General features: G+C 72.8%; 13 protein-coding genes. 3 read left to right on the forward strand and 10 right to left on the reverse strand.

The annotated features are described in order from the left end of the window. Positions 1-93: 93 nt before the first annotated feature. Both AC2D9U_RS22870 and AC2D9U_RS22875 read left to right on the forward strand, forming a co-directional pair. Positions 94-1,554 (forward strand): sulfatase family protein, encoded by a 1,461-nt coding sequence (locus AC2D9U_RS22870; protein WP_484753581.1) that lies wholly within the window; start codon positions 94-96, stop codon positions 1,552-1,554. Positions 1,555-1,648: 94 nt separating this feature from the next. Next, positions 1,649-3,088 (forward strand): anion permease, encoded by a 1,440-nt coding sequence (locus AC2D9U_RS22875; protein ID WP_484753584.1) that lies wholly within the window; start codon positions 1,649-1,651, stop codon positions 3,086-3,088. Here the strand turns inward: AC2D9U_RS22875 and AC2D9U_RS22880 are convergent. The 10 genes from AC2D9U_RS22880 to AC2D9U_RS22925 form a co-directional block, all read right to left on the reverse strand. Next, on the reverse strand, positions 3,081-3,467 hold the full coding sequence (locus AC2D9U_RS22880) for a cupin domain-containing protein (protein ID WP_484753586.1): 387 nt from the start codon (positions 3,465-3,467) through the stop codon (positions 3,081-3,083). The two genes, AC2D9U_RS22875 and AC2D9U_RS22880, sit on opposite strands and share 8 nt — an antisense overlap. Beyond that, entirely contained in the window at positions 3,464-4,288 is an 825-nt protein-coding gene (locus AC2D9U_RS22885) for a class I SAM-dependent methyltransferase (RefSeq protein ID WP_484753588.1), read from the reverse strand. Before AC2D9U_RS22885 ends, AC2D9U_RS22880 begins: the two co-directional genes overlap by 4 nt. After that, positions 4,285-5,481, reverse strand: coding sequence for an NADH-ubiquinone oxidoreductase-F iron-sulfur binding region domain-containing protein (locus AC2D9U_RS22890; protein ID WP_484753590.1), 1,197 nt, complete (start codon positions 5,479-5,481; stop codon positions 4,285-4,287). Before AC2D9U_RS22890 ends, AC2D9U_RS22885 begins: the two co-directional genes overlap by 4 nt. Beyond that, positions 5,478-7,091, reverse strand: a complete 1,614-nt coding sequence (locus AC2D9U_RS22895) for an FAD-binding protein (RefSeq protein WP_484753592.1) — start codon at positions 7,089-7,091, stop codon at positions 5,478-5,480. Before AC2D9U_RS22895 ends, AC2D9U_RS22890 begins: the two co-directional genes overlap by 4 nt. Next, complete coding sequence (locus AC2D9U_RS22900; protein WP_484753594.1) at positions 7,088-7,726, reverse strand: 4Fe-4S dicluster domain-containing protein; 639 nt, start codon at positions 7,724-7,726, stop codon at positions 7,088-7,090. Before AC2D9U_RS22900 ends, AC2D9U_RS22895 begins: the two co-directional genes overlap by 4 nt. 48 nt (positions 7,727-7,774) lie before the next feature. After that, positions 7,775-9,070: a TRAP transporter large permease gene (locus tag AC2D9U_RS22905; RefSeq protein WP_484753596.1), complete on the reverse strand. Its 1,296-nt coding sequence runs from the start codon at positions 9,068-9,070 to the stop codon at positions 7,775-7,777. A gap of 3 nt (positions 9,071-9,073) precedes the next feature. Continuing rightward, positions 9,074-9,589, reverse strand: a complete 516-nt coding sequence (locus tag AC2D9U_RS22910) for a TRAP transporter small permease (RefSeq protein WP_484753598.1) — start codon at positions 9,587-9,589, stop codon at positions 9,074-9,076. A 52-nt stretch (positions 9,590-9,641) separates the two neighbouring features. After that, positions 9,642-10,682 carry a TRAP transporter substrate-binding protein DctP gene (gene dctP / locus AC2D9U_RS22915; RefSeq protein WP_484753600.1) on the reverse strand — a complete coding sequence of 347 codons (1,041 nt, stop codon included), beginning with the start codon at positions 10,680-10,682 and terminating at the stop codon, positions 9,642-9,644. A gap of 94 nt (positions 10,683-10,776) precedes the next feature. Continuing rightward, the gene (locus AC2D9U_RS22920; protein ID WP_484753602.1) at positions 10,777-11,616 is read right to left on the reverse strand and encodes a sulfotransferase family protein; all 840 of its coding nucleotides are present in this window, start codon (positions 11,614-11,616) and stop codon (positions 10,777-10,779) included. Positions 11,617-11,668: 52 nt separating this feature from the next. Further along, positions 11,669-12,307: an invasion associated locus B family protein gene (locus AC2D9U_RS22925; RefSeq protein WP_484753604.1), complete on the reverse strand. Its 639-nt coding sequence runs from the start codon at positions 12,305-12,307 to the stop codon at positions 11,669-11,671. A gap of 321 nt (positions 12,308-12,628) precedes the next feature. On the opposite strand from AC2D9U_RS22925, the gene AC2D9U_RS22930 reads away from it, so the two are divergent. Beyond that, positions 12,629-23,446, forward strand: coding sequence for a hypothetical protein (locus tag AC2D9U_RS22930; RefSeq protein ID WP_484753606.1), 10,818 nt, complete (start codon positions 12,629-12,631; stop codon positions 23,444-23,446). Position 23,447 lies beyond the last annotated feature (1 nt).

A 23,447-nucleotide genomic window follows, 5' to 3' on the forward strand; every position in this document is an offset into this window, starting at 1 on the left:
GGTTCGGCGCGAGTGTAGCGCGAAGGCCCCTTCCGCGCGCGCCCCTTCACGCACACCATGCGACAACGACGACGGAGGAAGCCGATGCCGGCCATGACGAAGCAGAATCTGCTGGTGATCCTGTCGGATGAGCACAGCCCGAAGGCGCTGGGCTGCGCGGGGCATCCCTTCGTGCGCACGCCCAACCTCGACCGCCTGGCCGCGCGCGGGGTGCGCTTCGCCTCGGCCTATACGCCCAGCCCGATCTGCGTGCCCGCCCGCGCCGCGCTCGCCACCGGCCAGGCGTTGCACGCCATGGGCCGCTACAACGACAATGCCGACCCCTATGACGGCGCCATCCCCTCCTGGCACCACCTGGCGCGCGCGGCGGGGCATGAGGTGGTCTCGATCGGCAAGCTGCATTTCCGCGGCCTGGGGGGGGATGACCACGGCTTCTCGGCGGAGAAGCTTGCGATGCATGTGGTGGAGGGCAAGGGCGACCTGCTCTCCCTGATCCGCGACGAGACCGCCCCGCCCCGCAAGGGGGCCTCCAAGATGAGTGCGACCGCCGGGCCGGGCGAGAGCGACTACACGCGCTATGACCGCGACATCACCGCTGCGGCGCAGATCTTCCTGCGCGGAAAGGCGAGTGCCGCCGCCGAGCGCCCCTGGATCCTCTTCGTCTCCCTTGTGACGCCGCATTTCCCGCTGATCGCGCCGCCCGAGCATTTCTACCGCTACCCGCCCGAGGTCGTCGGCCTGCCCAAGCTCTACGCGCCGGAAGAGCGCCCGACGCATCCGGCCATCGCCGACTACGCCAGGACCATCCCCTATGATTCCTACGTGCAGGACATCGCCACCGCGCAGCGCATGATGGCGGGCTATTACGGGCTGGTCTCCTTCATGGATGAGCAGGTCGGCAAGATCCTCGACTGCCTCGAGGATTGCGGGCTCGGGGCCAGCACGCGCGTGCTCTACGCCTCCGACCATGGCGACAATGTCGGCGCGCGCGGACTCTGGGGCAAGAGCGTGATGTATGAGGAGAGTGTGGGCATCCCGATGATCCTCGCCGGGGCGGAGGTGCCCGCGGCGCGCGTGGTGCACACGCCGGTGAGCCTGACGGATGTGGCGGCCACGGTGCTCGACCTCGCCGGCGTGGCGGCGGCCCCACCCGCGGGCTCGACCTCGCTGCTCGACATCGCGCAGGGGGCGGAGGCGGATCGCACCGTGCTGTCGGAATACCATGCGAGCGGATCGCGCGAGGCCGCCTTCATGCTGCGTGACGGGCCCTACAAATACGTCCGCTACGCGACCTACCCGCCGCAGCTCTTCGACCTCGGCGCTGATCCGGAGGAACTGGTGGACCTGGCGCTCGACCCGGCGAATGCGCTGCTGATCGCGCGCATGGAGGTCGCGCTGCGCGAGCGGCTTGGCGAGGATCCGGCGGAAATCGATGCGCGGGTGAAGGCGCGGCAGGCGGCGATCCTGGCGGCGAATGGCGGGGAGGCAGCGGTGCGCGCGCGCGGCGACCTGCCCTATTCGCCACCGCCGGGCGTGCGCCCCAACTGGGCATGACCACCGCGTGACTTGCGCCCGATCAAGGACGCAACGCTTGTTCCGCCGTTAGCCTTGAGACCATGCACGCAAGGGATCGAGCATGCCGCACTGGATGAAGCTGGCCGCGCCCGTGGCGCTGGCCCTCCTGATCGCCCTGATTCCTGCCCCCGCCGGGCTCGCCCCCCATGCCTGGCTGTATTTCGCGATCTTCGCCGGCGTGGTCGTGGCGCTGGTGCTGGAACCGTTGCCCGGCGCGCTGATCGGGCTGGTGGGGGTGACGCTGGTGGCCCTGCTGGCCCCGTATGTGCTCTACAGCCCCGAACAGCTGGCACGGCCTGGATTCCGCCCGGCGAATGCCTCACTGACCTGGGCGCTCTCGGGGTTCAGCAACGGCACGGTGTGGCTGATCTTCGCGGCCTTCATGTTCGCGCTGGGCTATGAGAAATCCGGCCTGGGCCGGCGCATCGCGCTGCTGCTGGTGCGCGGCATGGGGCGGCGGACGCTGACGCTCGGCTATGCCATCGCGCTGGCGGACCTCGCGCTCGCGCCCTTCACGCCGAGCAACACGGCGCGCTCGGGCGGCACCATCTACCCGGTGGTGCGCAACCTGCCGCCGCTCTACGACAGCCATCCGAACGATCCCTCCGCGCGGCGCGTCGGCGGCTATCTGATGTGGACGGCGCTGGCCGCCACCTGCGTCACCTCCTCCATGTTCCTTACCGCCCTGGCGCCGAACCTGCTGGCGGTGGAACTCGCGGGCCGCACGGCGCGGGTGAGCATCACCTGGTTCGAGTGGTTCCTCGCCTTCCTGCCCGTGGGCGTGATCCTGCTGCTGGCCGTGCCGCTGCTGGCCTTCAAGCTGTACCCGCCCGAGGTGAAGGAGGGCCGCGAGGTCGTGGCCTGGGCGGGCACGGAACTCACCAAGATGGGCGGGCTGACCCGCAAGGAAATCACGCTCGGCGTGCTGGTGGCGGCGGCGCTGCTGCTCTGGGTCTTCGGCGAGCCGACCTTCAACGGCACGACGGTGGCGCTGGCGGTTTTCGCCGGCATCGTGCTGAGCGGCATCGTCACCTGGGACGATGTGCTGGCCAACAAGCAGGCCTGGAACACCCTGGCCTGGTTCGCGACGCTGGTGGCCCTGGCGGGGGGACTCGCGCAGGTGGGCTTCGTGGCCTGGTTCGCGGGCCTTGTCGGCGGGGCCGTGGCGGGCGTGCCGCCGACGCTCGCGCTGGTCGCGCTGGTGGTGGTGTTCTACCTCTCGCACTACGTCTTTGCCTCGGTCACCGCGCATGTCACGGCGCTGCTGCCGGTGATGCTGACGGTGGGGGCGGCGATCCCGGGCATGGAGATGAAGTCGCTCACCCTCGCGCTCTGCCTCACGCTCGGCATCATGGGCGTGCTCACGCCCTACGCCACGGGGCCGAGCCCGGTCTATTACGGCAGCGGCTATCTGCCCGGCGGCGACTACTGGCGGCTGGGGGCGATCTTCGGCGCGCTGTTCCTGGTGGTGATGCTGGTGGTGGGCATCCCCTGGATCCTGCTGATCAGCTGAGGGCGAACCAGCGGCGGGAGGTCTCGCGCCCGTCCTCATAGGCGGCCTCGAAGCTGGCGGCGGCGAGGATGGCCTGCACATGCAGCGTGGTCGTGCCGGTGTTGCGGAAGCCATGATGCTCGCCCGCCGGCACCACCACGCAGTGCCCGGCGGTGAGCGCGTGGTGCTGCGTGCCGACCCAGACATCGGCCGTGCCGGCCAGCACGCTCAGCACCTCCTCCACATCGTGGCGATGCGTGGGCGCGCCCTGGCCGGGATCGACGAATTGTTCGAAGACGCAGAGCTGCGCCGAGCCGGTCAGCGCGGAGACGCGCATGCGCGTGCGCACGCCCGGACGCCATTCCTCGATGGGTTGGACGGCCTGGTCGAGGATCGTCATGGGGCCATCCTTGTGGCGCGGAGCGAAAAGGAAAGCGGCATGGCCGGCATCGTGGCCGGCAGGCGGAACATGCCCGCGCCGGCTGGTTCCATCATCGGGAAATGCGGCCAGGGCAGGGCTTCATGCTCATGCAGGAAATCGAGCCGGAAGCCCGCCGCGAGCAGCCCGCCAAGAATGGCGCTGAAGGAATGCGTCCACTCATAGGCGCGGGTGTGCGCCAGCTTGTCGGGTGCGCCGGTATAGGTGGTCTCGTCATCGTAGATGAAGGGCGCGTCGACGGGCACGCGCCAGGGCCGATGCAGCACAAGCTGCGCGCCCTCCTGTTCCAGCGCCGTCATCGCCGGATGCGAATCCGCGAGGTAGAGCGCCCCGCCGGGGGCGAGCAGCGACGCCACGACTTGCGCCCACCGCGTCATGTCCGGCAGCCAGCAGAGCGCGCCCCAGGTGACATAGACCAGGTCGAATGCGCCTTCGAGCAGCGCGCGCGCCTCATGCACATCGCCCTCGACGAAGCGCACCTTCTCGCCCAGCTCCGCCACCAGCGCCCGCGCGCCGGCGATGGCGCGCGGCGAGAAATCGAGCCCCGTGGCGATGGCCCCACGCCGCGCCAGGCGAATGGTGTCGAGCCCGAAATGGCATTGCAGATGCGCCACGCGCAGCCCGGCGATGTCGCCAAGCTCCGCATCGACGATGGGGTCGAGCGCTGTGTCGCCCGCGCGCACGGCGTCGATGCCGTAGAAGCCCGTGCTGTTGCGCAGATGGATCTCCGCGCGGTCATCCCAGTTCAGGCGATTGGCGGCGAGGGGATCGATCGGCGTCATCCTATGGCGCGCGCGTATTCATCCGGGAAGGTCTTGAGGCTGGAGGCCAGCACCGTCGCTGCGCCATCCACCAGCCCGCAGCGCCCGCTGCCCGGCAGCAGCGCGGCCAGGTTGCGCAGCGCCTCGATATCGCCGGCATGGCCATGCCCGGATTCGATCCGGGCGAGCAGGCGCGCGATCTGGAAAGTGCCGATCTTGCAGGGCGGGCACTGGCCGCAGCTGCTCTCCGCGAAGAAGCCGACATACTCGGCTGTCTTGCGGAGAATGCTGGTGCCTTCGCCGACCACGATCATCGCCCCCGTGCCGAGGCGCGATCCCCGTTCGCGCAGGCTGTCGAAATCCATCGCGACGTCGAAATCCGCCTCGGTGAGCAGGGTGTTGGAGGGGCCGCCCGTGAACACCGCCTTGAAGCGCCGCCCGCCCAGCATGCCGCCCCCATGCGTCATCACCAGATCGCGCAGCGTGGTGCCGAAGGGCAGTTCGTGCAGCCCCGGGCGCAGCACGTCGCCCGAGAGCGAGAACAGCTTCGTCCCCGTCGCCGCGCCGCGCCCGAGGATATGCCCGGCCTGGGCCAGCGTCTCGACATTGTTGACCAGCGTGGGCTTGCCGTGGACGCCCGATTGCGCCGGGTAGGGCGGCTTGAGCGCGGGGAAGGGGAAGCCGCCCGCGACAGAGGCCACCGCCGCCGTCTCCTCGCCGCCGATGTAGAGGCCGCTGCTCTCGACGACATGCAGGTTCATCGCCTCGCCGATCACCGCGGCGACCTGCGCCAGCAGGGCATGGTCGCGCCAGGCGGCCACGGCTTCGCGCAGCGTGGCGAGCATCGCCGTGTCGCGCGGGTTCACATAGAGCGCGACCTGCGAGGCCCCCACCGCCAGGGCGGCAACCAGCGCGCCCTCGATCACCTGGTGCGGCGTGCGCGCCAGCAGGAAGGCATCCTTGAAGGTGCCGGGCTCGTCCTCGTTGCCGTTGCAGATCACCCATTTGCCGGGGCCGGGCTGCTCGGCCACCGCGCGCCATTTGCGGTGCGTGGGAAAGCCCGCGCCGCCGAGCCCGCGCAGCCCCGCGCGCTCGATGGTGGCGATGATGGCGCCAGGATCAGCCAGCGCCGCGCGCAGCCCGCCGGGCCCGGCCGCGAGATGCGCTTCGAGATCGGCGCCGACGCACAGCGCGGGGTTGGTGAGGATCTTCATGCCGGGATCCTCGCGGCCTCGCGCAGCAGCGCCGGCAGATCGACATTGCCATAGGGCGGAAAGAGAATCGGCGCGCTTCTGTCGAGCGGCAGCCCCGCCGCCACCAGGCCGCGCTCCCAATCCGCCAGATGGGTGAGCCCCACGCCGCGCGGGCGTTCCTCGCGCACCGCCGCCGCCGCCGCGCGGCCAGCGCGCCGGCCGAAGGCGACGAGTTCGAGCAGCGCATTGCCCATCAGCCGGTTCAGCCCATGCAGCCCGCCCGAGGCCTCACCCGCGCAGAGCAGCCCGCGCACCGCGGTGCGCCCGGCCTCGTCGATGGCGATGCCGCCATTCTGGTAGTGCAAGGTCGGGCGTATCAGATAGGGCTCCAGCGCGGGATCGAAGCCCGCGCGCTGCGCGAGGTGCGAGAGCGTGACCAGGCGCTTCTTCAGGATGCCCGGCTGCGCCGCCTCGAGCCCCGGCGTGTCGAGCAGCACGCCCGCGCAGCCCTCGCGCTCCACGCCGCGGCCTTCCGCCAATTCGCGCAGGATCGCGGCGGCGACGACATCACGCGGCGCCAATTCATCGACGAAGCGCGCCCCGAGCCCGTTGTGCATCGTGGCCCCGGCGGCACGCGCGGCCTCGCTGATCAGCGTGCCGGCGAGGTGCGGCGGCCAGGCGATGCCCGTCGGGTGGTACTGGAAACTCTCCATCTCGCGCAGCTTCGCGCCGAGCCGATAGGCGAGCACCAGCCCATCCGCGGTGGCGCCGTAATGGTTGGAGGTCGGGAAGTCCGAGAGATGCAGCCGCCCCGCGCCCCCCGTGCTCAGCACCGTCGCACCCGCGCGCGCCAGCACAAGGCGGCGCTGCTCGAGGTCCAGCAGCACCGCGCCGGCGCAGGCGCCATGCGGGTCCGTCAGCAATTCGATGGCTGGGTGGCGCTCCAGCACCGTGATGCCGGGCGTGAGCAGCACGGCCTCCCGCAGCACGCGCATCATCTCGAGGCCGGTGTAGTCGTGGTAGGAAAGCAGCCGCGCCGCCGTGGCCCCGCCCGGCTTCTTGCGCAGCATCCGCCCGCCGACGCGCTCCTCGCCCTCGGCAAGGTCGAAGCCCATGCCCTGCTGGATCAGCCAGCGGATGGCATCCGGCCCATCCGAGACCATGGCGGCGACCAGCGCGCGCTCGGCGCGGAAATGCCCGGCGCGCAGCGTGTCCTCATAGTGTTTCTGCAGCGAATCATCGGCGCCGATGGCGGCCTGGATGCCGCCCTCGGCCATCACCGTGTTGCCGTCGCCCATGCGCAGCTTGCTCACCAGCAGCACGCGCGCGCCCTCGCGCGCCGCGGTCAGCGCGGCGACGCAGCCCGCCCCGCCGGCGCCGATCACCAGCACATCGGCGTCGCGCATCGCGCTGCCGGCGATGTCCACATCCTGGATCAGCGCATTGGCGTGCAGAAGTGCTGCAAGCGCGGTGGGGCAGGGCTGGCCCGCGCTCGGGCCGACGCGCAGCGGCGTCATCGCGCCCTCGGCGTGGTCCGGGTGGAAGCGGCGGAGCAGGTCTTCCTTCGCCGGGCCCGGCGGCGGCGCATCCTTGCTGCGCGGCGCGGTGAGCGCGGCCTCCCAGGCGATCATGGCTGCGGCCCCTCGAGGTCGATGGCCTGTCGCCCGGCCTCGATTTCCGCGAGGCGCAGCACGAGGTCTCCGGGGCGCAACGAGAGGCTCGCGCTCATCCGCCGCAGGAACTGGCCGAGATGCGCGGGCGCGATGTGCTCGGGGCAGGCGGCGACGCAGAGGTTGCACATGATGCAATGGTCGAACAGCGCACCGGCGGCGAGCGCACGGCCCTCGACGGCGAGGGTCACCGCCTTCTGCACCTCGATCCCCTTGGGGCAGGCGGCGTCGCAGCCGCCGCAATGGCGGCAGGATTTCGCCTCGGGGAAGACGCTGTCGATGGCCCCCAGCGCAGACCAGGAATCGCCCATGGCGGCAAGGTCATAGCCATGCGCGCGCCGGGCCGGGAAATGATCGACGAAGGCCACCTGCATGCCCGGCTCGGCGCGCGTCTCGCAGGCCAGCGCCGCCTGGGCGATGCGCTCGCCCTCGCGCTTCACCAGCACGCGGCAGGCGCCGCACACGCCCTGGCCCATGCAGCCGACATTCTCCGTCAGCGGCAGCCCCGCCGACATCCAGGCCTGGATCAGCGAGGCGCCCGGCGCGGCGGCGATGGCGTGGCCATCGATGGTAAGGTTGATCGGCGTTTCGGTCATGTCGTCCAGCCTGCCAACTCCCCGGGCGTTGCGCCAGGGAAGATTGGATCACAGATCGCCCATCACCCGCGGCAGGAACAGCGCCAGTTCCGGCACGAAGGTCACCAGCATCAAGGCGCCTGTCATGGCCAGCACGAACCATATCACCCAGGGGATGGTCGATTCCATCGAACAGCCCGCCACCTTGCAGGTGATCATCAGGTTCACGGCCATGGGCGGCGTGAAGGCGCCGATGGCGACGTTCATGGTCAGCACGATGCCGAACCAGGTCAGGTCCCAGTTGAAGGATTTCGCGATGGGCAGGAGGATCGGCAGGAAGACCAGGAAGATCGAGATCGCATCGATCAGCATGCCGGCCACCAGCACCAGCGCGGTGATCAGCAGCAGCATCACCACCTCATTGCCGGTGATGCCGACCAGCGTCTTGGCCAGTGCATCGAAGGCGCCGACCGTGCTGCCGGCATGGGCGAAGATGCTGGCCAGCGCCACGATCATCAGGATCACCGCACTGATCTCCGCGCTGTCGCGCAGCACCTCGTAGATCTGGCGGAAGGTCATCACGCGGTAGATGAAGATGCCCACGAAGAGCCCGTAGAACACCGCGACCACCGCCGCCTCGGTCGGCGTGAAGGCGCCCGAGCGCAACCCGCCCAGGATCACGATGGGCGCAAGCAACCCCCAGATCGCCTCCTTGAAACTGGCCCAGAGCGGCGGGCGTTCCTCATCCGCGATGGGCAGGCCGAAGCCGTGGATGCGCGCCAGCAGGATCGCCGGGATCAGAAGCGAAAGCCCCGCCAGCAGCCCGGGGATCACGCCGCCCAGGAACAGCGCCGGCACGGATACGCCCGGCACCAGCACGGCATAGACGATGAAGGGGATCGAGGGCGGGATCAGCACCGCGGTCGAACCGGCCGCGGCGATCAGGCTCGCGCAATAGGGGCGCGGATAGCCCTGCTTGAGCATCCCCGGCAGCATCACCGCCGCCACCGCGGCTGCATCAGCGGCCCCTGATCCGCTGATGCCGCCCAGCACGATGCAGACCAGCACGGCCACGATCGCCAGAGCGCCGGTGCGCTGGCCGACCAGCGCGGCGGCGAAGGTCACCAGCCGCGCGGCCACGCCCGCACGCTCGAACACCATGCCGGCAAGCACGAACATCGGCAGCGCCAGCAGCGGGTATTTCGCGATCCCCGTCCAGATGTTGGTCGGCAGCGCCATCACGCCCAGCCCCTCGATGGCGATGACGAGGAAGCCAGCCAGGCCAAGCGACACGCCGATCGGCACGCCGACGAAGAGCAGCGTGAAGAACACGCCCAGCAGGATCAGCGAACCCTCGAGCGCCATGGCTCAGCGCCCCGCCTGGAAGACGCGCACCATGCGACCCAGGATCCGCAGGCAGATCACCACCGAGAGCAGCGGCATCCAGATGGTGTAGTACCAGGACGGTACGCCGAGGCCGGGCGACATCACCTCGAAGCGGTATTCGTCCCAGGTGTACCAGGCGCCGAACCAGGCGATGGCGGCGAAGATGCCCAGGCAGGCCAGCAGCACCGCCTGCTCCACGCGCCGCGCGGCCGCCACGGGCAGCTTCTCGGTGAAGAAGGTCATGCGGATGTGCCGGTCCGCGCCGAAGGCCGCCGCCGCCCCCATGAAGGCCATCACCACCATCAGCGCCACCGAGTATTCCTCGGTGAAGGCGAAGGAGACATTGGTGAAATACCGCACCACGACATTGGCGAAGGTGATGAGCGCCAGCGCGCCCATGATCGTGGCGCCGATCACGCCCTCGATGGTCACCGGGATGCGCGGCGGTGCCTCCCCGAGCTTGAGGCCCGGGGCCTGGATGTCGGCGTGCTCGGTCATGCGGGGTATCCGTGGAGGGGCGGGCGGCGCGAGGCCGCCCGCCCGTCATTGCTCAGGCGCGCGCGCCGCGGATCGCGGCCTCGGCGCGACGGACGAGGTCGCTGCCCACGGTCTGCGCCCATTTGTCGAAGACCGGGCGCGTGACGCGCGCGAAGGCCTGCTTCTCGGCGTCGCTCAGCGTGGTGACGGTGACGTTGCGGCGCGCCAGCTCGTCGAGCGAGGAGCGGTCGCCCCCCGCACCCAGGCCGCGCCGCCCCGCCACGATCTGCTCCTCCGCCGCCTCGCGCGCGCAGGCGATGACGAGGTCGCGGTCGGCGGGGGTGAAGCTGTCCATCACCTGCTTCGAGAGCAGGAAGATCCCCGCATCGGCCACGTAGTTCCAGATGGTGAGCTGGCGCTGCGCCAGCGTGTCCATGCGGAAGGCGAGGAAGAGGTTGATCGGGTTCTCCTGCCCATCCACCGCGCCGGTGGAGAGCGCGGGCTGGAGATCCGCGAAGGACATCTGCACCGGGTTGGCGCCCATCGCGGTGAAGATCTCGGAGAAGATGGCCCCGGCCGCGAAGCGGATCTTGAGGCCGCGCATGTCCTCGGGCGTGCGGATCGGGCGGCGGCTGTTGGAGATCTCGCGGAAGCCGTTCTCGCCCCAGGCCACCGGCACGACATCGCGCGTGGCCAGGATGCGGAACAGCTCCTGGCCGATCTCGCCGCGGATGATGGCGTCGAAGCCGCGGCTGTCCTGCAGCAGGAAGGGCAGGGAGAAGAGGTTCATCTCGCGGATCTGGGGCGAGATGTTGATGGTGCTGAACACGGCCATGTCCACCACGCCCTGGCGCATCGCCACCAGCTCGCGCGTCTGGTCGCCGCCCACCAGCTGGCTGCCCGGATAGACGCGCACATTGATGCGGCCCTGGCTGCGCTGCGTCACCAGCTCGGCCCATTTGAAGGCGCCATCGGCCAGCGGGATCGGCCGGTTGCCGACGACGGAGAGCTTGTACTCGCTCTTGTACTGGGTCTGGGCGCGCGCCACGGTCGGCGCGGCGAGGGTGGCGGCGCCGAGCATCAGGCTCGTGCGGCGCGTGATCAGGCGGCTCATGTGGTCTCCTTCCCCGTTTGCCGGCCGCGCCTTGCCGGCCGGCCCTTGAGGGGGCGGAGCATGCGGGCCAGTGCTGGGGTTCCGCAAGGGGGGCTCAGGCGCCGCCCTGCAGGGCGGCGAGGTCACGCGCCGCCTGGTTGAAGGGCACCGGGTCCAGCCCGCTCTCGAAGGGCGCGCGGCGGAACTCGGCATAGACCCGCTTGACCGGCGCCGGCACCCCCGGGTCGCGCAGCAGCGTCTCCAGATAGCTCTGCGCGTGGCGCAGCCCGGTACTGAGAAAGGCCTCGATCGCCGCCCGGTCGGGCGGGCCGAGCCCGAAATCCTGCCGCAGGCCGCGCGTCGCGCCGGCCCAGTTGCGCAGCAGGTCGTCGTAATGCACCACCAGCCGGGGCAGGCCGCGCGTGGCGCGCTCGGCCTCCAGCACATGGGTGAGCCAGAGCAGCAGCGCCTGCGGGCGCGCCAGGCCGTTGCGCGCGGCGAGGGAGGCCGCGACCTCCAGCGGATGGCGCACGGCGAACACCGCCACGGGCGCCGCGCCGAAAGCCTCGAGCGCCGGCAACCACAGGCCGAGCAGGCGGCACATCCGCGGGTCCTTCAGCACGAAATCCGCGCTTCCGGGGAAGAGCGTGCCGAGCAGCGCCGTGATCTCCGCCACCGCTTCGCGCCTCGGCCGGCCCACCAGCGCCTCTCGCCGCAGCGGCGCGGGGTCGCTCCAGGTCAGGCCATGCTGGGCGAGCAACCGGTCATTGAGCCGCGCCACCTCCGGCGCCTCCCAGAAGCCGCGCTCATTCTCCGGCAGCGGCGGCATGATCCGCGCCGGCAATTGCAGCCCGTGCAACGCCATCAGGCGGGTCAGCGCCGAGGTGCCGGAGCGGTGCATGCCGAGCACCAGGAAGGCGCGGCGCGGGGTGGCGGGGCGTTCAGGATCGGACATGACGCCGAGGCTGCCACCGCGGCGCCGGGCCCCGCAAGCGCGGCGGCGTGACCTATCGGCGCGGCGGCGCCGCGCCCGGGGTGGGGACCGGCGCCTGGGCTGGCGAGGGGGCCGGCGCGGCGGCCGTGGGGGGGGCTGCCACGCGCTCGGCGGCGAAGAACTCCGCCGAGGCCTCGGCGAATTGGGCAAGCGGCACGGGCACGGTCAGCGCCTCCCGCCGCGCGGCGATGACGAAGGTCAGGCGCAGCGTGGTGCCGCGGCGCAGCGCGGCGAGCAGGTCATCGGCCACCGGCACGCCGGTGTAGAGCCCCTCGGCATCGCTGCTCTGGAAGGCCAGGCGCTGGACCTCTCCCTCATCCACCTGCCAGGCGAGGCCGGCCTGCAGCGCGGCGCCATGCGGGGCCTGGAACACCAGGCCGAGCGAGCGGGTCTCGGGCTGGCGGGTCAGGATGACCTGAGCCAGGCGCTGGTTGCTCGGCTGGAGCAGGGCGGTGGTGGAAAGGCGGCAGTCGCGCGGGGCGGGGCCCTCGGCGCAGGCGAGCACCCAGTTGCGCCCGGACTCGGCCGGGGCGGCGGCGGGCGTGGGCGCGGACGCGGCGGCAGGGCCGGTCGCGGGGGCGGGCGTGGGGGCGGTGGCGGCGGCGGGCGCCGGCGCGGGCGTCGCGGGGCGCTGGGCCAGGGCGGCAGACATCCCGGCGCCGAGAAGGGCAATCCCCAGGCCGAGATGCGCCATATTGCTAGACATTCTCATTTTTTGCGACTCTCCGCAGAGGGTGTCATCGTGCCCAGATCACGCGTCCGTGTTCAAGGGATCGCGAAAAAGTAAGGATCGCCTTGACTCGGGGCGCATCCTGCCGTTCCCTTAAACCATTCAACCTTCGGTTACTATTCGGCACATCTTCCAGGTCCTGCCCGCCGCCCTTCGGACCCTTCCCATCTGAAGAGACGGCGCCCCCGGGGCGGCCATGTGAGGTGGGCCAGCGTCCTCCGGCGTCTTTCTGGGAATCTGCGCATGAATCGCCCGGTCGTTCTGGTGCCGAACCTGTTGCCCGCTCGCCGGGCCGGGCTGCTGGCCTCGTCCTGCCTGCTGCCCGCCCTGGTGGCCGCCGGGTTGTTCCTGCGTCCCGCAGCCCCCGCCCAGGCAGCCTGCAACGTGCTCGCGAACGGCGTGGTCTGCGTCACCGTCGGCGGCAATGGTGGCAATGGCAGCGATGGTGGCGTGGGCATCGGCGGCGGCAATGGCGGCGGCGGCGGTACGCCGGCCCCGATCACCGAGACCTTCGCGCCCCTTCCCGGCACGCCCTCCCAGGGCACGATCCTGATCTCGGGCGGCGGCCGGGGTGGATCCGGTGGCGACATGGCGGTGGCGGGCTCCGCCGGGCATGGCGGGCGCGGCGGCGATGGCGGGGCCATCACGGCGGCGATCATCGGCGGGTCGATCCTGCTCAACGGGCCGGCGACGCTCGGCACCTCCTCCCAGGGGGCGGGCGTCTTCGCCACATCCTATGGCGGCAATGGCGGCGGTGGCGGGACCATCACGGGCCTCGGCGGCAGTGCCGGGCGCGGCGGTGCCTCGGGCGATGGCGGCGCGGTGGAACTGCGCGTCAACACCGTCATCAACGTCAGCGGCACGAACATCGTGGGCATCGCGGCGACGTCGCGCGGCGGCATCGCCGGCACGGGCGGCGACAGCAACACGCTCGGCGGCAGCGGCGCGGCCGGCGGCGCCGGCGGCACGGGCGGCACCGTCATCCTGCGCAACCTCAGCGAGGTCCGGACCAGCGGCGCCGGCGGCATCGGCGTGCTCGGCCAGTCGGTCGGCGGCCAGGGCGGCGATGGCGGGGATGGCGCGGGGCTGTTCTATGGCGGCGGCGGCGACGGCAAATATGGTGGGCCGGGCGGGTCGGTGACGCTGGTGAACCAGCGCGGCGCGGCCGTCTTCACGGCGGGCGAGGCGGCGCATGGCGTCTATGGCCTCTCGCTGGGCGGCGGCGGCGGGGCGGGCGGCGACGGCAAGGGCATCGCGGGCCTCGGCGCGGGTGGCTCGGGCGGCGGCGGCGGTGGTGCCGTCAGCGTCGCCAATCACGGCTTCGTCGAGACGCTCGGCCGCAACGCGGTCGGTCTCTACGCCCAGTCGGTGGGCGGCGGTGGCGGCGATGGCGGCTCGGGCGGCGGCATCGGGGCGGTCGGCGGCAAGGGCAGCGACACCAGCGCGGGCGGCGCCGTGTCGGTCACCAACAGCTACCGCCTGATCACGCGCGGCGAATTCGCCCAGGGCATCTTCGCGCAGTCGGTCGGCGGCGGCGGCGGGCGCGGCGGCAATTCCACCGGCCTCTTCTCGGCCGGCGGCTCCGGCGGCGGCGGTGGCAACAGCGGGGCCGTGACGGTGCAGAGCCACGGCCAGGTCGAGACCTCGGGCGTCGGCGCCACCGGCATCTTCGCCCAATCCGTGGGCGGCGGCGGCGGTGCGGGCGGTGGCGCGGTGGCGGCTGGGCTTACCGTGCAGCTGGCCTTCGGCGGCAGCGGCGGCCGGGGCGGCTCGGCGTCGACCGTGCGGCTCAACGCCGTGGCGATCAACCCGACTCCCAATCTCGACGGCACCTCCATCATCACGCGCGGCGATTCGGCGCTGGGCGTGCACCTGCAATCGATCGGCGGCGGCGGCGGCTCGGGCGGCTTCGCGATGACGGCCGGCGTCGGGCCGGTGAATTTCGGCCTCTCCCTGGGTGGCACGGGCGGGCCGGGCGGCGATGGCGGCAACGTGCTCTCCCGCTATCGCGGCCTGGTCACCACCACCGGCGCGGGGTCCACGGGCCTGCTGCTGCAATCGGTGGGCGGCGGCGGCGGCAATGGCGGCACGGCGATCTCGCTGAGCGGCGGCAAGACGGCGGCGCTCTCGGTCGGCCTCGGCGGTTCGGGCAATATCGGCGGCCGGGCAAATGCGGTGACCTTCGACGGCGCGGCCGACATCTTCACCGGGGGTGCCGGGGCCGTTGGCCTGATGGCGCAATCCATCGGCGGCGGCGGCGGCAATGGCGGGCTGGCGGTCGCGGCCGCGGCCGGCGGCATCGTCTCGGGCAGCGTGGCCCTGGGCGGCAGAGGCGGGCCGGGCGGCATGGGTGGCGATGTCAGCGTCACCAACCGCGCCCCGATCGAGACGCTGGGCGGACTGAGCCACGCCATCGTGGCGCAGAGCATCGGCGGCGGCGGCGGCAATGGCGGCCTCGCGGTGGCGGGGGCCGTCTCCCTCAACGGCGCGCTCGCCCTCTCCTTCGGCGGCAATGCCGGGCCCGGCGCCTCGGCCGGCACGGTGGTGGTGCGCCACCAGGCGCTGACGCCGGCAAGCCCGGCGCCGGGCATTCTCTACGGCATCGTCACGCGCGGCGATGGTGCGCATGGCATCCTGGCGCAGAGCGTGGGCGGTGGCGGCGGCTCGGGTGGCATGGCCGGCAGCTTCGCCGGCGCCGGCGGCGCGGCGATGGGCCTGGCGCTGGGCGGTTCGGGCGGGAGCGGCGCCTTTGGCGGCAGCGTCACCGTGCGGGTCGACGGCGATGTCGATACCTTCGGCCAGCGCGCCATCGGCGTGCTGGCGCAATCGGTGGGCGGCGGCGGCGGCGATGGCGGCTTCGCGCTCGGCCTGGCGGGCGCCAATTACGGCGCGGCGACGGTCACGCTCGGCGGCAGCGGGGGCACGGGCGGCACCGCCTCCTCCGTCACGGTGGGCGGCAATGGGCGGGTGCAGACGCGCGGCGATGGCGCCATCGCGGTGGCGGCGCAATCCATCGGCGGCGGCGGCGGCATGGGCGGCTTCGCGGTCGGCGGCGCGGTGGTGAACACCGGGGCCTCGGTCGCGGTCGGCCTCGGCGGCACGGGCGGCACGGGCGGGCATGGCAACATCGTCATCCTCGATCGCGCCGGCACCATCATCACCGGCACCTTCGACACGGGCAGCGGCCTGCGCGATGGCGAACGCGCGCACGGGATGGTGGCGCAGAGCATTGGCGGCGGCGGCGGCAGCGGCGGCTTCACGGGCAATCTCGCCGGCGCGGTCACCGGCGTGGGCGCCACGCTCGGCCTGGGCGGCTCGGGTGCCTCGGGCGGCCATGGCGGCCGGGTGGAACTCACCCAGCGCGGCGGCTCGGTGCTGGTCTGGGGCGATGGGTCCATCGGCCTGCTGGCGCAGTCGGTCGGTGGCGGCGGCGGCGATGGCGGCTTCGCGCTCGGCATCGGGGGCGCCGGCAAGGGCGGCTCGGCGACGCTGAACATCGGCGGCGGCGGGGCCGAGGGCGGGCTTGGCGGCGCGGTGACGCTGCGCGCGCTGGGCGATGTGACGACGGCGGGCGACCTCGGCGTGGCGGTGCTGGCGCAGAGCATCGGCGGCGGCGGCGGCCAGGGCGGCTTCGCGGGCGGGCTCGGCTTCGCCGGCAAGGGCGCGGCCTTCAGCACGAATATCGGCGGCACGGGCGGCGGCGGCGGCGTGGCGGGGGCGGTGAACGTCGCCACCGCCGGGCGCATCGCGACCTTCGGCGACCTCGCGCATGGCGTGATGGCGCAATCCGTGGGCGGTGGCGGCGGCAATGGCGGCATCGCGGTCGGCGCGGGCATTTCCGGCACCTCGGTCGCCATGCAGGCGCAGGTCGGCGGGCGCGGCGGCGCGGCAGGCACGGGCGGCAGCGTGCTGCTGCAGCAGACGGGCGTGGTCACCACGGCGGGCGATGGCGCGCATGCGCTCTTCGCGCAGAGCATCGGCGGCGGCGGCGGCGATGGCGGCATGGCCATCGGGCTGAGCTCCACCGGCAGCTCGGGCGGCGCCGGGCTTGGCCTGTCGCTCGGCGGCGGGGGCACGGCGGGCGGGGCGGGCGGCACGGTCAGTGTCGTCTCGGCCAATTATCTCGCGACCGAGGGCGCCAACAGCACGGCGCTCTTCGCGCAGAGCATCGGCGGCGGCGGCGGCAATGGCGGCATGGCCTTCTCGGGCGCCATCGGCTTCGGCACCACCGCGAGCGTCACGCTCGGCGGGTCGGGCGGCGGTGGTGGTGCCGGCGGCGATGTGAACGTGACGCGCCGCTTCAACGCGGCGGCGCCGGTGCCCGGGCAGAGCCCGGTGCGCGCGCTCTCCGAGTATCGCCTGCCTTCGGGCAATACGGCGACGATCACGACCCAGGGCGCCAATGCGCATGGCGTGGTCGCGCAGAGCATCGGCGGCGGCGGCGGCAATGGCGGGCTCGCGGGCTCGCTGACCATCGGGCGTGGCGACCAGTCGGGCGGCGTCGCGGTGGCGGTGGGCGGCAGCGGCGGCGCGGGCGGGGCCGGTGGGCGGGTGACGCTGACGGTGGTCGATCGCATCGCGACGGGCGGCGTGGCCCCCGCGCCCACGGGCCTCGCGGTGAACCTCGAGGATGAGGGCGCGGGGCTCGAATTGCTGCGCGCCGCCGGCTTCTCCGGTGAGGGCGGGCATGCGCGCGGCGTGGTCGCGCAGAGCATCGGCGGCGGCGGCGGCGATGGCGGCGGCGCGGTGGCCGTCACCTTCTCGGCCGCCACGGGCAGCCGCAGCGCGGTGATGAGCCTCGGCGGCTCGGCCGCGGTGGGCGGCGTTGGCGGCGGCGGCGGCGCGGGTGGCGTGGTGAATGCCACGGTGGTCGGCGCGGTGCAGACGCGCGGCCAGGCCTCGGATGCCGTGCTGGTGCAGAGCATCGGCGGCGGCGGCGGCACGGGCGGCTTCTCGGTCGCCGGCAGCCTCATGGCCGGCCAGGGCACGACGATGACGCTCTCGCTGGGCGGCTCGGGCGGGTCGGGCGGCGATGCGGGCACGGCACGCGGCGTCTTCCAGGGGGCCATCGCGACCAGCGGCGATGCCGCGCGCGGCGTGGTGGTGCAGAGCATCGGCGGCGGCGGTGGCGTGGGCGGCCTGTCCTTCGCCGGCACGGTCAACACCTCGCCCACCGGCGGCGGCAAGGTGGGCACGCTCTCCATCGGCGGCTCGGGCGGGGCGGGCGGCGATGGCGGGCTTGCGGAACTGCGCACCCTCTCGGCCCCCGGCGCGGTCAGCAACATCACGACCACGGGCCTCGATGCGCATGCGCTGGTGGCGCAATCCATCGGTGGCGGCGGCGGCATGGGCGGCATGGCGATCGCCACCTATTTCGGCCTGCAGGGCAAGGAGACTTCCTACAACGCGACGATCACGGTCGGCGGTCAGGGCGGCGATGGCGGTATCGGCGGGCGCGTGGTGGTCAACAACGCGGCGCGGCTGAGCACCGCCGGCAACAACGCCATGGGCATCCTGGCGCAGAGCATCGGCGGCGGCGGCGGCGTGGGCGGGGGCGCGATCAGCGGCGTGCTGCGCCTTGGCGTGCCGGAGGAGCAGCAGATCGCCGTCACCGTCGCCATCGGCGGGAAGGGCGGCGACGGCAACATTGCGGGCGCCGTGCAGGTGACCAATACGGGCGACATCTTCACCACCGGCGCCGGCGCGCATGGCATCTTCGCCCAGAGCATCGGCGGCGGCGGCGGCGCGGGCGGCGCGGCCAACGCCATGTCCTACGCGCTCGGCAAGGCGCCGACCGTCGCCCCCGGCGCGGATTCACCCGACCTGAAGAATTGGCAGATCTCCATCGGGGTGGGTGGCGAGGGTGGCACGGCCGGGCATGGCGCCGCGGCCACCATCACCAACCGGGCCACGATCCTGACCGAGGGCCTCGCCTCCCACGGCGTGCTGGCGCAGAGCATCGGCGGCGGTGGCGGCACGGGCGGCGATGGCCGGGTCGGGCTGACCGGGCTTGTATCGACCGGCAGGAGCTTCGCATTCGCTGTCGGGCTGAAGCTCTCCGGCCTCGACCGCACGAAGATCACGCGCAACCTCAAGATCGCCGTCGGCGGCAGTGGGGGCGCGAGCGGCAATGGCGGGGCGGTGCTGCTGAGCAATGCGGGCGCCGTCACCACACGGGGCGACTGGTCCCAGGCCCTGTTCGCGCAGAGCATCGGCGGCGGCGGCGGCACGGGTGGCATGGGTCTCGCCGGCTTCACCGGCACGACCGGCATCGGCGGCGAGGGCACCGGCGGCGGCCATGGCGGCAGCGTCAGCGTGATGAACCTGGCCGGCGCCAACCTCTCGACCAGCGGGGAGCATGCCTCGGCGCTGGTGGCGCAGTCGGTTGGCGGCGGCGGCGGTGCGGGCGGCGGCGGCGGCGCGATCATCGTCATCGGGCGCTCAGGCGGCGGCGGCGGTGATGGCGGGACCGTGACAGTCAACAACGCCGCGGGGATCGTCACGCGCGGCGGCTTCAGCGCCGGCGTGCTGGCCCAGAGCATCGGTGGCGGCGGCGGCCTTGGTGGGGCGAGCGGCCTGCGCGATGAGCCCGAGCCGGGCAACCGCGTCATTGCCATCGGCGCGGATAGCGGCGGCAATGGCCATGGCGGCACGGCGCGGGTGATCAATTCCGGCGCCATCGTGACCCAGGGCACGGGCTCCTGGGGCATCGTGGCGCAATCGGTGGGTGGTGGCGGCGGCGTGGCGCTGTTCACCGTGCCGCCCATCGCGCAGCTTCTGCCGCCGCCGGTCGATCCGCCGGCGCCGCCGGCCTTGAGCCAACCGGCCCCGCCCCCGCCGCCGCGTCCGGCGACCGGCGATGAGAGCCAACTCGCGGCCTGGGCGCGGCAGGTCGATGAATGGGCCGCGGTCGTGGCCGACTATGCCCTGGTCTCGCCCGCGGAGTGGCTCGAACGGGTGCAGGACTGGAAGGCGGCCGGCCTCGCCTTTATCCGCGCACCGCTGGACGAGGTCCTGCGCGTCACCAAGCGTCCGCTCTTCTCCTTCGGCGCCGATGGCGCCTCGGGCGGCAATGGCGGGCTGGCGGAGGTGACGCATAGCGGCCTGATCCGCACCTCGGGTGTGGGCGCGCATGGCATCCTGGCGCAGAGCGTGGGCGGTGGCGGCGGTGCCGGCACCGGCACGGGCATCTTCGATTTCGGCAGCACCGGCGGCGCGAGCGGCCATGGCGGGGAGGTGCGCGTCACGCTCAATGGCGGCGCCATCCTGACCACCGGCGCGGGCGCCTTCGGCGTGCTGGCGCAATCCATCGGCGGCGGTGGCGGTGCCGGCTTTGCCGACATCAAGTTCAACGGCTCGCTCGGCTTCGACCCGAATGCGATCACGGTGCGCACGGGGGCGACCACCGGCGCCTCGGGCAATGGCGGCACGGTGACGGTGCGGCTGAACGAGGGCGCCTCGGTCGAGACGCGCGGCACCGACGCCTTCGGCCTGGTCGCGCAGAGCATCGGCGGTGGCGGCGGCGCCTCGCTGGGCGAGGCGAGTGGCTCGGGCAATGCGGTGCTGGGCGGCGATGGCGCGCTGGGCATCGGCGGCAATGCGCTGGTCGATATCGCCCATGCCACGGCCGAGGTGCTGACCCGCGGCACGGGCGCGGGCGGCGTGCTGGTGCAGTCCATCGCGGGCGGCGGCGGCATCCTGACCCTGACGCCGGGCATGATGAGCATCGGCGCCACCGGCATGACCACCGGCGCGGCCGGCATGGCGGAGGCGCGCAATGCCGGCACGGTCCGCACGCTTGGCGCGGACAGCGTGGGCATCCTGGTGCAATCCATCGCGGGTGGCGGCGGGCTCGGCCTGGGCACGCTCGGCATGGTCGACCTGGGTGGCGGCGGCGTGACCGCCGGCGCGGGTGGGGCGGCGATCCTCCGCAACACCGGTGCGGTCCGGACCTTTGGCGAGCGCAGCGCGGCGCTGGTGGCGCAGAGCATCGGCGGCGGCGGCGGCGCGGCCTTCGGCAATGGCATGACCGCGATCGGCGCCTCGGTGCTGGGCAATCTGGTCGATCCCGGCGGGGCGGGCGGCGATGTCACCCTGGCCGGAGGCACGGCGATTGCCACCGGGGCGCTCGCCCCGGCGATCATCGCGCAATCCGTCGCCGGCGGCGGCGGCTTCCTGGTCCGCAACGGGGGCGAGGCGTTGCTCGGCCTCAGCGGAACGCTCGGCCCGCAGGCGGGCCAGCTGGTGACCTTGGCCAACGGCCAGGCGAGGACCCCGGCTGCGGCGGGCCGCGTGACCATCGAGAGCCTGGGCGAAGTCTTCTCCGCGCAGAGCTTCGGCGTGCTGGCGCAGAGTGTCGCGGGCGGCGGCGGCGTGGTGCTGCAGGCCGGCGGGGCGGTGCAACTCGGCGGCGGCAGCGCCGGCGTCTCCGGCATGCAGCGCATCGATCCCGACAATCCGGAATCGCCCAGCATCTTCCTCGCCGGCAGCGGCGGCCTGGGCGGGCTGGTCAGCGTCACGGCGGCGGCTCAGGCCGAGATCACGGGCCACACCGCCGGCCTCGTGGCGCAGAGCATCGGCGGCGGCGGCGGCCTGGTGGGCATGGCGAGTGGCGCGGCGACGCTGGGCCAGGGCACGGGCGGTGGGGGCGGCGTGATGCTCAACCTCGCTGGCCAGATCACCACCAGTGGATTTGGCGCGCCGGCCGTGCTGGCGCAGAGCATCGGCGGCGGCGGCGGCGCGGTGCTCGCCAATGTGCCGGGCGCGACGCTGGGCGGCGGCACCGGCGCGGGCGGTTCGGTGACGCTGACGAATGCGGCGCGGATCGGCACGACCGGTTCCTGGTCGCATGGCCTCGTCGCGCAGAGCATCGGCGGCGGCGGCGGCTTCGTCACGGGAAGCGCCGTGCCGGCCATCGCCTTGCCGGGCACCGGCACGGGCGGCGAGGTGCGCGTGACCAACAGCGGCGCCATCAGCGTCTCCGGCTCCGGCGCGCATGGCCTCGTCGCGCAGAGCATCGGCGGCGGCGGCGGGCTGGTGCGCGACGCGGCGGTGCTGGGCGGCGGGCTTGGCGGTGGGGGCGCGATCTTCGTCACCAACTCGGCGCGGATCTTCGCCTCTGGCAGCGAGGCCATGGGCATCTGGGCCGAGAGCGCGGGCAGCCTGGCCGGGCCGGTCACGGTCGACCTGCAGGCCGGCAGCGATGTGCGCGCGGCCACGGGCGTTGCGATGGCGGGCGGCACGCTGCGGCTCACCAATGCCGGGCGGATCGATCCCGGCATCGCGGGCCTCGCGGTGCGCGCGCGCGGCAGCGACATCGGCATCGAGAACTCGGGCATCATCACCGGGCGCATCGATGCCGGGCCGAGCGCGGCGGCCTTCAACAACCGCGTGGGTGGCCTGTTCAACATGGGCAGCACCGTCAACCTCTCCGGCGGCACGCTGACCAATGCGGGCGGCGTGGCGGTGGCCGGGCGCGGGCGCATCGGCACCACGGCGCTGACCGGCAACTTCACCCAGGTCGCGGGCGGCGTGAATTTCGTGGATGTCGCGGGCCAGCCCGCCGGCATCACGGCGGACCGCCTGAACGTCTCGGGTCAGGCGCGCCTGGCCGGGCAGGTGCGGGCGGAGATGATGCCGGGCAGCGCCATCGCGCCCGGCACGCACAGCGCCACCATCCTCTCCGCGGCGGGCGGCACGAGCCTGACCGGGCCGCTGAACCTGGTCTCGCCGAAGACGCTGAACACCAGCTGGGGCCTGCAATACCCCAATGCGAACGACGTGGTGCTGGCGGTGACGCTGACCACCACTGCGCCAGCGGCGCCGCTGAGCACCAACCAGCGCGCCGTTGCCACCACGCTCGGGCGCGCGGCGAGCGCCAACCCGACCGGCTTCGCCAACTACTCCTCTTCCGTCTATGGCGCGTCGAACGCCACGAGCTACGCGGCTTCCATGAACAGCCTGGGCGGCGATGGCGGGGTGGGCGCGCTGCTCGCCGCGCAGAGCGCCTCCTTCCAGTTCATGAACGGCATCACGCAGCGGCTCGACATGATGCAGCGCGCCGCCGATCGCGGCGTGCCGGCGGCGGCTTCGCTCGCGCCCTTCGACCTCGCCGCGGCCTTCGGCGAGGGCAATGGCTCGATGTCGGGTGAGCCGATGCTGGGCATGAACAGCGCGGCCGACACCTTCGAATCGCCCTTCCGCATCTGGGCGATGCCGCTCGGCGCCTCCGGGCGGCTCAACACCGCGGCGGCGCTGGGGGCCAGTGCCGAGTCCGACATCGGCGGCTTCATGATGGGCTTCGACCATCAGGTGGCGCCCAACCTCGTGATCGGCAGCGTCGGTGGCTATTCCAACGGCAGCTACGGCGCGGCCAACCTGCTCGCACGCGGCGAGCTGGAGGGCGGGCATGTCGGCGCCTATGCCATGTGGCGCTCCGGCCCGCTCTACCTGTCGGGCGTGCTGGGCTATGGGCGCCATGAATCGAAGCAGGCGCGCATCATCGGGCTTGAGGACCAGTCCGAATATGCGCGCTCCAACGCCGGGGTGCAGAACGCCCATGCGATGCTGGAATTCGGCTCGCGCTTCGAGCTGGAGAGCCCCTTCGGCGGGCGCTTCAACCTCACGCCCTTCGCGGGCATCGGGCTGAATGGCTGGCGCCAGGATGGCTCGACGGAACAGTCGCGCGCGGCGACGGGGGCGGATGGCGTGCTCGGGCTGAGCCAGCAGGCGCGCTCGGATTATTCAGTGCCGGTCTCGGTCGGCCTGCGCTACGACCAGACCTTCGCGCTGGAGGGCGGGCTTTCGCTCACCCCCTATCTCCGCGCCGCCTGGGTGCATGAAAGCCGTGACAGCCTGACCAGCACCTCGGCCTTCGCGCTCTCGCCGGACCAGCCCTTCAACCTCGTGGTCCCGCGCACGGCGCGCGACAGGCTGCAGCTCAACCTCGGCATGCAGCTTTCGCCCAATGAGCGGCTCGGCTTCGGCTTCGGCGTGATCGGCGATCTCGGCGAGGGAACACAAAGTCTCGGCGGCTTCGGCCGAATCGTGGTGCGGTGGTGAT

It is taken from the genome of Roseomonas sp. TF40, assembly GCF_057219975.1.